This is a genomic window from Streptomyces sp. NPDC012769, assembly GCF_042901205.1.
Classification (GTDB): Bacteria; Actinomycetota; Actinomycetes; order Streptomycetales; family Streptomycetaceae; genus Streptomyces.
Map to the genome: position 1 here is coordinate 41067 of NZ_JBIBCP010000006.1, position 13061 is coordinate 54127.

At 72.3% G+C, this 13061-nt stretch carries 13 protein-coding genes; 8 read left to right on the forward strand and 5 right to left on the reverse strand.

The genetic code is table 11. The features are described from left to right. A complete protein-coding gene (locus ACFY7C_RS28660; protein WP_389655748.1) occupies nt 1–690 on the forward strand; it encodes a copper homeostasis protein CutC in 690 nt (229 codons plus the stop codon). A gap of 21 nt (nt 691–711) precedes the next feature. Here ACFY7C_RS28660 and ACFY7C_RS28665 read toward each other — a convergent pair whose 3' ends face one another. Beyond that, nucleotides 712–1704 carry a helix-turn-helix transcriptional regulator gene (locus ACFY7C_RS28665; RefSeq protein ID WP_389655750.1) on the reverse strand — a complete coding sequence of 331 codons (993 nt, stop codon included), beginning with the start codon at nt 1702–1704 and terminating at the stop codon, nt 712–714. 114 nt (nt 1705–1818) lie between these two features. On the opposite strand from ACFY7C_RS28665, the gene ACFY7C_RS28670 reads away from it, so the two are divergent. After that, on the forward strand, nt 1819–2214 hold the full coding sequence (locus ACFY7C_RS28670; RefSeq protein ID WP_389656899.1) for a RidA family protein: 396 nt from the start codon (nt 1819–1821) through the stop codon (nt 2212–2214). A 115-nt stretch (nt 2215–2329) separates the two neighbouring features. On the opposite strand, the gene ACFY7C_RS28675 is transcribed toward ACFY7C_RS28670, so the two are convergent. Beyond that, nucleotides 2330–3034, reverse strand: coding sequence for a GNAT family N-acetyltransferase (locus tag ACFY7C_RS28675; protein WP_389655752.1), 705 nt, complete (start codon nt 3032–3034; stop codon nt 2330–2332). Between the two features lie 1245 nt (nt 3035–4279). Beyond that, nucleotides 4280–5074: a hypothetical protein gene (locus tag ACFY7C_RS28680; protein WP_389655754.1), complete on the reverse strand. Its 795-nt coding sequence runs from the start codon at nt 5072–5074 to the stop codon at nt 4280–4282. 377 nt (nt 5075–5451) lie between these two features. Between ACFY7C_RS28680 and cutA the strand changes: the two genes are divergently transcribed. Further along, nucleotides 5452–5769 carry a divalent-cation tolerance protein CutA gene (gene cutA / locus ACFY7C_RS28685; RefSeq protein ID WP_389655756.1) on the forward strand — a complete coding sequence of 106 codons (318 nt, stop codon included), beginning with the start codon at nt 5452–5454 and terminating at the stop codon, nt 5767–5769. Here cutA and ACFY7C_RS28690 read toward each other — a convergent pair. Further along, the gene (locus tag ACFY7C_RS28690) at nt 5766–7064 is read right to left on the reverse strand and encodes a multiprotein-bridging factor 1 family protein (protein ID WP_389655758.1); all 1299 of its coding nucleotides are present in this window, start codon (nt 7062–7064) and stop codon (nt 5766–5768) included. The genes cutA and ACFY7C_RS28690 overlap by 4 nt on opposite strands. 257 nt (nt 7065–7321) lie before the next feature. Here ACFY7C_RS28690 and ACFY7C_RS28695 point away from each other — a divergent pair, with 257 nt between their 5' ends. The 3 genes from ACFY7C_RS28695 to ACFY7C_RS28705 all read left to right on the forward strand — a co-directional run bounded on the left by ACFY7C_RS28695 (nt 7322) and on the right by ACFY7C_RS28705 (nt 9139). Then, a complete protein-coding gene (locus tag ACFY7C_RS28695; protein WP_389655760.1) occupies nt 7322–7552 on the forward strand; it encodes a hypothetical protein in 231 nt (76 codons plus the stop codon). Nucleotides 7553–7650: 98 nt separating this feature from the next. Further along, complete coding sequence (locus ACFY7C_RS28700; RefSeq protein WP_389655762.1) at nt 7651–8202, forward strand: hypothetical protein; 552 nt, start codon at nt 7651–7653, stop codon at nt 8200–8202. A 10-nt stretch (nt 8203–8212) separates the two neighbouring features. Next, nucleotides 8213–9139 carry an aminoglycoside phosphotransferase family protein gene (locus ACFY7C_RS28705; RefSeq protein ID WP_389655764.1) on the forward strand — a complete coding sequence of 309 codons (927 nt, stop codon included), beginning with the start codon at nt 8213–8215 and terminating at the stop codon, nt 9137–9139. On the opposite strand, the gene ACFY7C_RS28710 is transcribed toward ACFY7C_RS28705, so the two are convergent. Then, nucleotides 9136–11184 carry a HelD family protein gene (locus tag ACFY7C_RS28710; protein WP_389655766.1) on the reverse strand — a complete coding sequence of 683 codons (2049 nt, stop codon included), beginning with the start codon at nt 11182–11184 and terminating at the stop codon, nt 9136–9138. The genes ACFY7C_RS28705 and ACFY7C_RS28710 overlap by 4 nt on opposite strands. 250 nt (nt 11185–11434) lie before the next feature. Here ACFY7C_RS28710 and ACFY7C_RS28715 point away from each other — a divergent pair, with 250 nt between their 5' ends. Continuing rightward, entirely contained in the window at nt 11435–11617 is a 183-nt protein-coding gene (locus ACFY7C_RS28715) for a hypothetical protein (protein WP_389655768.1), read from the forward strand. Between the two features lie 91 nt (nt 11618–11708). Further along, entirely contained in the window at nt 11709–13061 is a 1353-nt protein-coding gene (locus ACFY7C_RS28720; protein ID WP_389655770.1) for a hypothetical protein, read from the forward strand.

A 13061-nucleotide genomic window follows, 5' to 3' on the forward strand; every position in this document is an offset into this window, starting at 1 on the left:
ATGAGCAACCGTGCAGTGCTGGAGGTGATCGCCCTCGACGAGGAGGACGCGGTCGCTGCCCAGGCCGGTGGGGCGGACCGCCTGGAGCTGGTCACCGACATGGCGGCGGACGGACTCACCCCGTCCACGGCCGCCTTCGCGGCGATCCGCGCAGCGGTGGACATCCCGCTGCGCGTGATGCTCCGGCTGGCGGACGGCTTCGCGGCGGGCGACATCGACGCGCTGGTCGGGCGGGCCTCGGAGCTGCGGGAGGCGGGGGCGGAGGAATTCGTCCTCGGCTTCCTCACACCGGACGGCGAGCCGGACCTGGTCGCCGTGGAACGCCTGATCACCGTCCTCGACGGCTGCCGCTGGACCTTCCACCGCGCCATCGACCGCGCCGCCGACCGCGACGCCCTGCGCAAGCAGCTCGCGGACCTGCCGGGCCTCGACACCTACCTCACGGCGGGCGCGCCGACCGGCGTCGACGACGGCCTCGCCACCCTGCGGGCCGAGGCGGCCCGCACCGGCGAACCGGGTTACGAGCCCCAGATCCTCGTCGGCGGCGGCCTCCGCCTCGACCATCTCCCCACCCTCCGCGCCGCCGGCCTCACCGCCTTCCACATCGGCGGCGCCGCCCGCCCGAACGGCTGGACCGCGCCGGTCTCGGCCGAGGCGGTCAGGACGTGGCGGGAGGCGGTGGACGCGTAGGGCCACGGCCGGCGGCGCGCCTCAGGAGGAATCCCCGTACCGGGCGGCCATGGCGGCGGCGCGGTCGCGCAGCGAGGCGCGGAGCGCCTCCGGACCGAGGGCTTCCGCGTCCGTGCCGAGCTGCCACAACGCCCACTCGGCGTGCCGCAGGTCCTGGAACGTCACCTCGAGCCGCAGCCGGCCGTCCGCCTCGGGCTCCGGCTCCGGCTCCGGCTCCGCGGTGCGGACGGCCACAGCGGAGCTGACCAGCTCCTCCCGCCGCTCCGGCCTCACCCGTACGAGCACGGCGACATGCCCCTCGGACAGGAACCGCGCGCAGCGCTCCCGCCACGCCCGGTCCAGATCGACCCGGTCGGGCCGCTGCGCCGGGATCGGAAGCTCCTCGGCGGCCCGCACCCGCGACAGCCGATAGGTGCGGTCGGCGCCGGACCGCGTGGCCAGCAGATAGCCCCGCTCGCGCACGGTGACCAGCCCGATCGGGTCGACCGTCCGCCACCGCGGTGACGGGTCCCCGGCCGCCGCGTAATGCAGGCGCAGTTGGTGTCCGGCGAGCACCGCGCGCCGGATCTCGACCATCGCCGCGCCGGGCACCTCCTCGGTGTCCGACCGCCGCGGGAGCAGATCGGTCTCCGGCTCGACGAGGAAACGCCGGGCCGCGTCGCTCGCCGCGGCCCGATGGCCCTCCGGCAGCGCGTCGACCACCTTCCGCATGGCCGAGGCGAGCGCCTGGCCCAGACCGAACACCTTCTCGCCGCGCCCCGATCCGGCCGTCAGCAGGGCAAGGGCCTCGTCGTGGTTCAGCCCGGTGAGCTCGGTCCGGAACCCCGGCAGCAACGCGAACCCGCCGTGCCGGCCGCGCTCGGCGTAGACGGGGACACCGGCCGAGGACAGCGCCTCGATGTCGCGCAGCACGGTACGGGTGGACACCTCGAGCTCGCGGGCCAGCGTGTCGGCGGTCATCCGACCGCGCTGACGCAGCAACAGCACCAGCGAGACCAGCCGATCGGCGCGCATACGGGAACCGTACCGAATACATGACCAAGGGTGTCGTGATTGGGCGGCAGGCTCCTGAGCACCGGTGGACGGACATATGGAAGCCCCGGATAGACAAAGGGAGTCGACGTGTCAATCGAACGAACAGCGGTCAACCCGGTGACGTGGTCGGTGGAGCTGGGATTCAACCAGGGCGAGCTCGTCTCGGGGCACACCCGGACCCTCTACTGCTCCGGCCAGACCGCGACGGACCCCGACGGCAAACCCCAGCACGACGGCGACATGGCCGCCCAGCTGGCGCTGAGCCTCGACAACCTGGAGGCCGTCCTCACCCACGCCGGCATGTCCCTCGCGAACCTCGTCCGCCTCAACGTCTACACCACGGACGTCGACCGGCTCTTCCCCCACTACGGCCTGCTCGCCTCCCGCCTCACGACCGCCGGCGTCGCCCCGACCACCACGATGCTCGGGGTGTCCCGCCTGGCGATCCCAGGCCAGCTGGTCGAACTGGAGGGCACGGCGGTGGGCTGACGGGGCCTCGGCCGGGCGGGCGCGCGGACCGGGCAGGGGCGGCGAGCCAACTCCGCTCGCCGGGGCTCTCGCCCCCTTCGGTACTGCCCGGATCACGCACCGCATCCCATGGCGTCTAGGGCGTGTCCCCTGGATCAGGGGGGACTGTGTCGCAGCGGGAGGTCTCTGCCATGCCGTGCTGGTACCAGACCGAGTCGATGACCCTCCCGTCGGGGAGCGTGTGCCGAGCGGGACCATCGCAGGGGACGAAGCCTGCGGTGGTCAGGGCCTCTCGGCAATGGTCGTTCGACGCCTCGGTGCCCGCCCACACGACCTCCAGTCCGAGGTGGGTGTGGGCGATCCGGGCGGTCGCCTGGACCAGTTCGTGGCCCAGCCCCTGACGCCTGTGGGCCGGGGCGATCTGAAGGCCGATGGTCCTGGTGTCCATGGTGACCGAGCTCATCCCCACGACGCGGCCGGTCGCTGCCTCGACGGCCAGCAGGGGAAGTCGCGGGAGGCGGTCACCAGGCACGAACGGCCGGGTCAGCTGACGACGCGAGTGGGCGCGCAAGGCGCGCAGTCGTTCGGCGCGATTGCTGTCGTCGATGGACAGGAGAAACTGCGCCGTCGGGCCGTCGAAAACGGAGCCGGCGGGATAACCGAGCCACCGCTGCGCCTCCGCGTCGGCCGAGCTCGCCTCCCCGATCGCCTCGTCCAGATGATCCCGGGGCGTGCGCACCACCAGCCGTGCGGTGCGCAGGACGTGGTGGCCACCACCGCAGTCGTCAATCGCGAAGGGCGGGCGGCGCGCGCCCCTGCGCCACAGCATCGGTATGTCCACGACCAGGGACTTTACTGCCGCCCAGTCGTACGGATGGGCCGGCATCGGCCGTCGGCCGCGAGTGAATCGTGGGCCCTCGACGCAAGCGGACGGTTGCGGGGTTTGGCTCCGTCGGGGTGGGGGTTTCGGGTGGGTGTCGGGTTCGGCCGCCCTCTTTCCGAGTGTGGCCCCCTCCACCACCGCGTCAAGGGCGCTCCTTCGTCGCGTCGCGAGCGATGGCCTACGGCCCCCCTTGACCCGGTGGCTCCAGGGTCCTTTACACACTCGGAGGGCGGCCGGGGGGCGTGGCCGCGCGGCAAGGCCGGGGATCGGCCGGGGGCCGTGGGCGGCGCGCGGGTGTGTGGGTGGGGGGGCGGGTATCGCTCCGGCCGGCCGTGCGGTGCCCGTGAGTGGGTGGGGGCTCGGTTTGTGGCGGGGGCGAGGGATGACCTTTTCGCCGTGGAGGGTGCGCGGGCGTGGAATGGGGCGGCCATTCCCGGCTCGGCGGCCGACGGCCGTCGTTCGGTCGGGGTTCAGGCCCCGCTGGTCACCGCCGGTGGGCGGAAGGGCCGGGTGTGTGGTGCTAACTGCGCACTCCCGCGCGCGGGCGGTCGGCGGGGTGCCTCTGGAGTCACACGGGTCGTCTCCAGTCACACCACGGCCCGCGAGTGTCACCTTTGCACCGCCGGGACTCCTCCCCAGTCACAGAAGACAACTCCCGTTCCACGAAGGCCGGGATGGGCGGTTTTGGCACCGCCGGGCGGTGCAAACGTGCCACTCGCGGTGCCGGAGTCACCTCCCCCGTCACACAAGTCCCCTCCCGTCACATCCCCGCCCGCGACATGCACCTTTGCACCGCCAACCCCCACCGGCGGTGACCAGCGGGGCCTGAACCCCAGCCGAACGACGGCCCACTCGCCGCCGAGCCGGGAATGAGCACCCCATTCCACAGCCGCGCACCCTCCACGCCGGAAAGGCCACCCCCCTCACCCCCGCCACGAACCGAGCCCCCACTCACCGACCCGCCACCCGCCTACGGCGGGAAGGGCTCCCCGGCCTTGCCGCGCGGCCACGCCCCCGGCCGCCCTCCGAGTGTGTAAAGGACCCTGGAGCCACCGGGTCAAGGGGGGCCGGAGGCCATCGCTCGCGACGCGACGAAGGAGCGCCCTTGACGCGGTGGTGGAGGGGGCCACACTCGGAAAGGGGGCGGCCGGACCAGAAGCGCACATGAAACGCCCGCTCCGAGAACCCCGCCACCCGCCGCCTTCAGGCTGCCTGTCTGCAGTCACCGCAGGTCGCGTGGGGGTCGTGGCTGCGGAACGCGCGCTCGCAGCCGTCGCAGGTGACCAGGGGTGGGGCCTTGGGCGGCGGGGCGGCGGCCGGTAGCGGTGGGGGGAGGAAGGTGGTCAGGCGGTACGCGAGGAAGCGGGCCGGGTGGTGGATGGGGACGTGTTCGGGTGGCAGGCCCGCCGTCAGCGTGCGGGTGATCTGTGCCGGGCTCGCGTCGCGGGCGAGCCATTTGTCGACGGCCGACGCCAACTCCCGTACGTCACGCCGGGACAGCAGCAGTCGGGAGTCGAAGGCCCGCAGCCGCGCGAGGATGTCGACGGCGGGTCCGGTGGGCGGGGGCGGAGGCGGCGGTGCGGGAGCTGGTTCGGGCTCCGTCTCGGGCTCGGACGCCGCACCCGACTCCCGTGACGGCTTGGACTTCGGCCTCGGCCTTAGCCTCGGCTTCGGCTTCGGCTCCGGCCGGGGCTTGGCCTCAGGCTCCCGCGCGGGCGTGTCGTCCGGCTCCGGCTCCACGCCACCGCCGCACCCGGGCTTGTCGTACGAGATCAGCCGCGTGGCGAACCGCCCACCCCCGAGCGACACCCGCCTCCGCTCCAGATATCCGGCCGCGACGAGCTCGTTGAGCACCCGCCGGACGGTGATCTCGCCCCCGAAGCGCTGGGTGAGTCGCTTCACGCTGATGTCGGCCCCGTCGGGCAGCGACTGGATGTGCGTGGCGATCCCGATCGCCGCGGCCGACAGCTCGGGGTGCTGGGCCAGGTGATGGCCCACGGGCGTGAACCTGTCGCGGTGCCGGTGCCGTACGTGGATCACTCCTGAGCGTGGAGCGTCGGCGGGGATCTCGAACGGGACGGGGGACGCGGACGCGGCCGCGTTAGACTGCGGATCAGCCATCGGGAAGGTCTTGCTTCCTGGTCGGTAGGCCCCCGTCAGGATTGCCCTCCTGCCGGGGGCCGAGTTGCATATGCCACTCGGTCGAGGCCGACCGTACCCCACCCGTCCGCCTACCGGACAGTCTGTCACCCGATCCTGTGAGAAGGGCAGTTGGGGGATGGAGGGGGTTGGTTTGGGGTTCTTTCCCACCGTTCTTTTAAGGGCGTCGAGCCCCACCGGGGCGTGGCCGACCACGCCCCGGTTAGGTTGCCGACATGACCGATTTCTTGATCGTGATCACGACAGTGGATAGCAAGGCATCCGCACGCCGGTTGTCCCGCTCCGCCGTGGAGGCGGGTCTCGCCGCATCCGGGCAGGTGAGCGGACCCATCGAGACGACGTATCGGCATCTCGGGGAGGTGGCGGACGGGACTGAGTACCAGGTGGTCTTCCGCACGACCGAGGACCGGCGCGAGGGTCTGGAGAACCACCTCGTGGAGAGCCACCCCTACGACTCTCCCGAGGTTATCGCGTTCGCGATCGACGGTGGCCGCGCCGAATACCTGGAGTGGATCACGCGCGCCACTCGCTAGCCCAGCGTCCGCTCCAGCAGCGCGCCCACTGACGCCAGGGCGCGGTACGGCTCCAACCGTTTGATCACCATGTGGGCCCGGCCCATCGGCCGGACAGAGGCGAGACCTTCGGAGAGGTCGAGTACGCGCGTCGTGATCGCGGCGGCGTGTTCGACCTCCCCGGCGTCGAGGTAGGCGGAGGCCAGCCAGGACAGGTAGAGGGCCTTGTCTCTCGCCCGGGTGTCGTCGTAGCGGCTCAGCGCATCCTCCAGGGCCGGGATCGCTCGCAGGGGCCTGCGGAGTTCCGCCCAACAGCGGCCGGTCATGATGGCGATCTCATCGCCGTCGACCCAGTAGACCCAGTCCGGCGCGGGACCAGCGGGACCATCGGAGTCATCGTTGATCGCTTCCTCCGCAGCCTTGAGGGCGTAGTCCGCCTCACGCTCGTGGCCCTGGGTGGCGTGCTGCCAGGCCAGTCGGTCCGCGAGGAGCGCCCGTACGGCCGGTGCCGTGCCCGCTCTGATCGCCTCGAAGCCGGCGGCAGCGTACGAAACACCGGAGCTACCGCCCGCAGACCATTCCAGGTACGCGAGGAACGCGAGTGAGTTGCCCTCCAGCGAGGCATCGCCCGCCGCCTTCGAGGCGGCCAGGGCTGTCATGTAATGCCGCCTCGCCGTTGCATACTGTCCGGCGTCGTACGCCGCCCATCCGGCAAGCTGGCTCTGCTCGGCGATGATCCCGCGAAGGGCGAGCCCGGTCGACTCGCTGTAGATGCCCTCGTCGGTGATCCTGACGGTGGCGGCCAGCTCCGAGTCGTACATGCGATAGGTGTCACCGCCCCCGACGAAGTCGTCCAGACGCCGCAGCCGTGCCGTTCTCTCCGCCAGCTGCCGTGGCACATCCGCGCCGATACGGCGGCCGGAGGACAGTAGTGAGGTGGGCTGTATGGCGGCGATGCCGGCACCGGCCGAGGCGGCGATGAACTCACGTCGGTCCACATCGGTCTCCTGGCTCTGGACGGTGTCCTGGTGACGTTGGCACTGACGTTGACGGCGAAGGCGCCGAGCGAGGGCAACGGCCCGTTGCAGCGTGTTCTCGGGTACGCCGAACTCGGCTGCCAAAAGCCTGCGCGACTCCGGATCGGGTAGACGCTCCTCGTTTTCCCACCTCGACACCGAGGACTGCTCCAGCGGGTACCCACGCCGTGCCGAGAGGGCGGCAGCGAGCTCCTCTTGCGTTCGGCCGCTCACGGCGCGCAGGCGTCGCACCAGAGGACCGATGGTCTCCACGTCGTCGTCCTCACTTTTGATCACCATCGCCGCTCCTCATCGGCTCCAGCCCCTGCAAGTCAGCCTGGCCATGTTTCCCGGTCATGTCCCCGAAATGGCCATGCTCCTTGGCTCATCCGTCCAAACCGTCACGGCAGTTGACTGGTCACCGCACTCGGAGATCCCTCCGGGGGCGATACCCGTTCTCTGTCGAGAGGAGCGACAACGTGACCACGTCCGATGTGCCCCCAGGCGCACCCAGCCGGGCCCTTCGCCTTCGGGCGGCCGGTGGGTGGGAGCGGTTCATGCGGCGGGTCGAGGAACGGGAGGCGTATCCGGTCGGGGTGGACGGGTATGAGGAGCACCCATTGCTCGGGGTGCGGGTGCGGGATACCGCCAGCAAGGGGGAGGGTGAGCTGACGGCTGTCATCCATGAACTGCACGGGGACGGGCGCGTGGTCCGTATCGCTCACATCCGGTCCGAGAACGGCATCGAGTGGACGACCGCCGCCGCCAACGTCCAGCCCGTGCGCTGAACCCTGCGGCCGGGGGAGTCCGCCTCCGCCGTGTGGCGGAGGCGGGCTGCCGTGGAGGGCGATGTCCGGGCGGCATGGACGCGGCCAGCATGGGTGGCATGACGACGACCGCAACCGCAACCGCGACGACAACCGCCACCGGCCCCGCGCCCGCGCCGCGATGGGCCCGGTGGGCCGCTCATGCCGTCGCGCTGTGTGCGCTGCCGTCCGGGCTGTGGCGGATCGCCATGGCGTCGGGGGTGTACGTGGGGTACAGCGACCAGGTGTTGCGGGAGGTGTTCGACATACCGGGATGGGGCGTCGCCTACGTCGTCGGGCTGTCCGTCTTCGGGGAGCTGGCCGCCCTGTTTCCGATGCTGCTGGTCAGTGAACGGTGGCGGCCGCTGCCGCCCCGGGTTCTCGCCGGTCTGGCGTGGGCCGCCTCGGGCGTCCTGGTCCTGGTCGCGTTGTGGCAGGTCGTGGTCGCCTTCACGGTCGAGAGCCAGACGTACATGAGCGGCGGGACGGCCCACGCCGTCTGGGCCGTCGTCTTCGCCCCGCTGGCCGCCATCCCGGTGCTGATGACCGCCGTGACCTGGTCGTACGCGAAGCGGCACCGCGCGGGGCGGCGGCCGGCAAATCCGGTGGCGGTGGGATCACGGCTTCCGTAGCCTCCGCCGCATGCAGCCCACCTCCCCGTCCACGCCCCCACCCGCACCCCTCGACGAGGATCTCGTCCGCCGTCTGATCGCCGCGCAGTTCCCGGAATGGGCCGCCCTTCCCGTACGGCGGTTGGAGACGGCCGGGACCGACAACGCGATGTTCCGGCTCGGCGACGAGCTTGCGTTCCGGCTGCCGAAGGCCGACTGGGCGCACGGCCAAGTGACCAAGGAGCAGCGGTGGTTGCCGCTGCTGGCGCCGCACGTGACGCTGCCGATTCCGGTGCCGGTGGGGCAGGGGGTGCCGGGGGAGGGCTTCGGTCAGGCGTGGTCGGTGTACGCGTGGCTGGACGGGGTCGATGCGTACGAGGCGCCGATCGTTGATCTCGCTTCGGCGGCAGACGAGTTGGGGCGCTTCGGGGCCGCGCTGCGCACGGTGGACGCCACCGGCGGGCCCGTGTCCTTCCGGGGTGGTCACATCACCGAGTGGGAGGAGGGTGGCATGGCGACCGCCATCCGCGACCTCGGCGCCGACGGGACGCTCGACGAGGCGGCCGCGACGGCCGCCTGGGAGGCGGTGCTCCGGCTCCCGCAGTGGGACCGCGAACCCGTCTGGGTGCACGGCGATCTGCTGCCGGGCAACCTGTTGACCCGCGACGGCCGGCTGAGCGCCGTCATCGACTTCGGCGGGCTCGGCGTCGGTGATCCGGCCGTCGACATGATGGCGGCCTGGACCCTCCTCACCCCCGAGACCCGGCCCCTCTTCCGGCAGGCGGCCCAGGTCGACGACGCGACCTGGGCGCGCGGCCGGGGCTGGGCGCTGTGCTGGGGGATCGTGACCGAGCACTACTACCGGGGGAAGAACCCGGTCCTCGCCGATGTCGCGCACCGCTCCTGGAGCCAGGCCCTGCCCGAGTACACCCTCGGTGACGCGAAGGTGCCCGGCTAAGACGTCAACTGCGCGGGCAGCGCCGCCGAGTGAATGACCGTCAGGCCGGACACCGCACGCGTCAGCGTCACGTACAGCCGCCGCAGCCCGGTCCGCTCGTCCGGTTCGCCGTCGACGACGGCGGCCGGCTCGTCCAGGACCACGTAGTCGTACTCCAGGCCCTTCGCGAGGGAGGCCGGGACCAAGGTGAGCCGGGACTCGGCCGTGGTCTCCTCGCCGGGGGAGAGATGCGTCAGGCCCGCCGCCGCCAGTGCCTCGGCGAGCGGGGCGATCCGGGCGTCCGCGGCGATCAGGCCGATCGAGCCCTCGTTGCCGAGCGCCTCCGCGCACGCCGCCACCACGTCGGCGTCGAGGTCCTCGGAGTGCCGGATCGTCAGCGAGCCCGGGTTCTCACGGACCGACTCCACCGGCGCGAGCCCCGGCGACATGTGTGGCAGCAGCCGCGAGGCGTACGCGATGACCTCGCGCGGCACGCGGAAACCGGCCGTCAGCTCCTCCACGACCGCCTCCGGCTTGCCCAGGTGCGTCAGCGCCTGCGCCCAGCTCTCCGTGGCCCACGGCGTCGTGCCCTGCGCCAGGTCGCCGAGGACGGTCGCCGAGCCCGTCGTGCAGCGTCGGCCCACCGCGCGGTACTGCATGGGGGAGAGGTCCTGCGCCTCGTCGAGGACCACATGGCCGAGCGACTGCGTGCGCTCCACCAGGTCCCTCGCCTCGTCGATGAGGACGGCGTCCGCCGCCGACCACTTCGCCGACTTCACGCTTCGATACGGCTTCGTCCACAGCAGCAGCTTCTGCTCCTCCTCGTCGAGGATCCCCGCCGCGTGCTCGGCCAGGAAGTCGGCGTCGCCGAGCAGCCGCAGCACCAGCTTCGCCGGGTCGACCGCCGGCCAGCACTCCTTCACGAGCGCCTTGACCGCCGCGTTCCGCGCCACCGCGTTCTGCACCCGGTCGTCGGGCGCCTCCCCGGCCTGCTCCATCCGCACCAGGACCGCGTGCGCGACCCGCTGCGGCAGGGCCTCGCGGGCCGCCCCGTAACGGATGTCGCGGTCCGTCAACTCCCGGACCATCTCCTCCAGTTCGTACGCGGGAACCCGCCAGCGCCGCGAGCCGCGCACCACCATCAGCGGCTCCTTCGGCAGCGTCACGTGCGACCACACCGCCCGCCGCAGCACCTCCGCCATCCGGGCGTCGCCCTTGACGACGGCGGTGGCCGCCTCGTCCGTCCCGCGCACCTCGACGTGGGCGACGAGGTCGTCGACGGTCGCCTGCCGCACCTCCAGCTCGCCGAGCGCGGGCAGCACCTGCTCGATGTAGTGGAGGAAGGAACGGTTCGGCCCGATGACCAGCGTCCCCGTGCGGGCCAGCCGCTCCCGGTGGGCGTAGAGGAGGTACGCGACACGGTGCAGGCCCACGGCCGTCTTACCGGTGCCAGGACCACCCTGCACGCACACCGTGCCGGACAGGTCGGAGCGGACGATCTCGTCCTGCTCGGGCTGGATGGTGGCGACGATGTCCCGCATGGGGCCGACGCGCGGCCGCTCGATCTCCGCCTGGAGCAGCCGGCTGGTCCTCTCCAGCTCGTCCGGGTCGGACAGGTGCTCGTCCTCGTACGCGGTGAGGTCGCCGCCCGTGTAGCCGAAGCGGCGCCGCAGCCCGACGTCCTGCGGGTCCTTCTTCGACGCCCGGTAGAACGGCTGCGAGACCGGCGCGCGCCAGTCGATCACCATCGGGTCGCCGTCGACGTCGTGCACATGCCGCCGGCCGATGTAGAAGCGCTGCCCCTCCTGCGTGGTGTGCAGGTAGTCGAGGCGGCCGAAGAACAGGGGGGTGTCGGCGAGGTCGGCGAGCGCCTTGATGCGGTCCTCGATCTGGCGGGTGAGCACGACGGCGTTGACCCAGTTCGCGGTGACGTCCTTGATGTCGAGCGACTCCACGTCCTCGCGCATCGCGCGCAGGGCGGCGCGGGAGGCGGCGAGATGGGCGCGCTCTCGGGCGAGGGGTGCGAGCGGGTCGTCGGCGGACGGCGCGGCGGACGGTGCGGACACGGTGAAGCCTCCGGACGGGGTGATGCGCGGACACGTCAAGGTGGCCGCCGGTTTCCGACCGGACGGCGGCGCTCCGCGCGCGAGAACCGGTGCCGGAACCGTGCGGGAGGCGGGGAAGCAGGCGAGTGTAGCGGGCCCGGTCTCGTCGGGGCGAACGCTTTTCCCGTAGGGGCGGGGTCCGACCTGAGGGGGAGCTCGGTTCGCCCCCGAGACCGATGTGTTCGTAATGTCCGTTTCGGATCATAGAGACATGACCGCCACGACCCTCACCCCAGCGACCACCGTCCCTCACCCCCTCGCCCACGCCCTGCGGGCGATACGCGCCTTCGGCTCCGCCGCCGCCTCCGTCGTCCTCCTCGGCTCCTACGACTCCGACGAGCAGGCGGGCGTACGCAGCCCCCGCCCCGTCCACGTCGGTCGGCCTGCCGCCTGAGCGGGAGCAGGGGGCAGGGAGCAGGGGGCAACCATCACCCGGCCTCACGGGTCTCCTCTTCGCACCGCCCCCATCGACGAACGAGGAGATCATGAAGAAGCCCCTCACCGGCCGCCGTATCGCGCGGCTCGGTGCCTGTGCCGCGGCGGCGGGCCTGGTCGCGGTCGGGATGACCGCCACGCCGGCCCTCGCGGACAGTGACCAGCTCTGGATCGCCGCGAACCCGTACGAGCTCGTGCTGCCCAACGTCGTCGACGGCACCCAGCAGGCCCCGGCGGTCACCCTCGCCCTCGGGCTCTACCACGACAACCCGAGCCACCGCGTCACGGACGGCCGGCTCACCGTCGACATATCCGGCCTCGCCGGCATCGCCGAGGTCACCTGGCCGGAGAACTGCGCCCCGGCCGGCACCACGGCCGTCTGCTCCCTCCCCGAGGTCCCCGTCAACAGCTCCACTCCGGTCAAGCTCCAGGTCCGTGCGGTGGCCGGCGCGGCCGACGGCGCCACCGGCCGGATCTCGTACCAGGCCGAGGCCACGACGACGGCCGAGGGCGGCGAGCTCACCGCCGCCGAGAACGGCACCGACTTCCGGGTCGCCTCCGGCCCCGACCTCGTCCTCGACCGGCCCGCGCCCGTGACCGGCGTCACCCCGGGCAGCACCGTGCCCGTCGGCCTCTCCGTCGCCAACCACGGCAACCGCCCGGCCGAGGGCGTCCAGTTCAGCCTCTACGTCACGCGCGGGCTCGAACTCACCGGTCTCCCGCAGCAGTGCACCGGAACCCCGATCGGCGAGGGCACCATCAAGCCCATCACCCGGTACGACTGCGCCTTCGCCGACGTCGTCCCGCCGGGCGGCACCTTCACCCTGCCCGAGCCGCCGTCCGCGAAGGTCGCCCCGTACGCGCTGGCCGAGCGCGTCGACATCGGCGTCCAGCCGGGCGGCGGCGCCGAGGACCTCCAGCCGGAGGGCAACGGCGCGGTCCTCGACGTCACCGCCGTCAACACCGCGGACTTCGCCGTCCGCGGCGCCAGGCTCACGGCCGAGGCCGGCCGGACCGTCACCGTGCCGGTGACCTTCCGCAACCGCGGCCCGGCCTGGGTCGCCAACCTCACCTCCGGCGACCCCGTCGCCGACGTCGACGTCACCGTCCCGCGCGGCGCCACCGCCACCGCCGTGCCCGACGCCTGCGAGCCGCGCACCGCGGACGGAGGCTGGTGGGAGAGCGAGGTGCGCACGGGTGCGCCGCGCTACCTGTGCCGGCTGCCGATGTGGGTCGCCGAGCAGCAGACGGTGACGTTCCCGTTCGCGCTGCGGATCGACACGGTCGTCACGGGCGCCAAGGGCGCGGTGGTGCTGAAGCCGCCGTACGGCGACACGCCGCTGCCGTTCGACCCGAACCGGAAGAACGACCAGGCGAAGATCGTCCTCAACCCGGCGGGCTGA

What these genes read in the sequence shown, in the direction of transcription:
- ACFY7C_RS28720 (WP_389655770.1), top strand. Translation starts at nt 11,709, where the DNA reads ATGAAGAAGCCCCTCACCGGCCGCCGTATCGCGCGGCTCGGTGCCTGT.
- ACFY7C_RS28660 (WP_389655748.1), top strand. Translation starts at nt 1, where the DNA reads ATGAGCAACCGTGCAGTGCTGGAGGTGATCGCCCTCGACGAGGAGGAC.
- cutA (WP_389655756.1), top strand. Translation starts at nt 5,452, where the DNA reads ATGACCGATTTCTTGATCGTGATCACGACAGTGGATAGCAAGGCATCC.
- ACFY7C_RS28700 (WP_389655762.1), top strand. Translation starts at nt 7,651, where the DNA reads ATGACGACGACCGCAACCGCAACCGCGACGACAACCGCCACCGGCCCC.
- ACFY7C_RS28715 (WP_389655768.1), top strand. Translation starts at nt 11,435, where the DNA reads ATGACCGCCACGACCCTCACCCCAGCGACCACCGTCCCTCACCCCCTC.
- ACFY7C_RS28690 (WP_389655758.1), bottom strand. Translation starts at nt 7,064, where the DNA reads ATGGTGATCAAAAGTGAGGACGACGACGTGGAGACCATCGGTCCTCTG.
- ACFY7C_RS28665 (WP_389655750.1), bottom strand. Translation starts at nt 1,704, where the DNA reads ATGCGCGCCGATCGGCTGGTCTCGCTGGTGCTGTTGCTGCGTCAGCGC.
- ACFY7C_RS28705 (WP_389655764.1), top strand. Translation starts at nt 8,213, where the DNA reads ATGCAGCCCACCTCCCCGTCCACGCCCCCACCCGCACCCCTCGACGAG.
- ACFY7C_RS28695 (WP_389655760.1), top strand. Translation starts at nt 7,322, where the DNA reads ATGCGGCGGGTCGAGGAACGGGAGGCGTATCCGGTCGGGGTGGACGGG.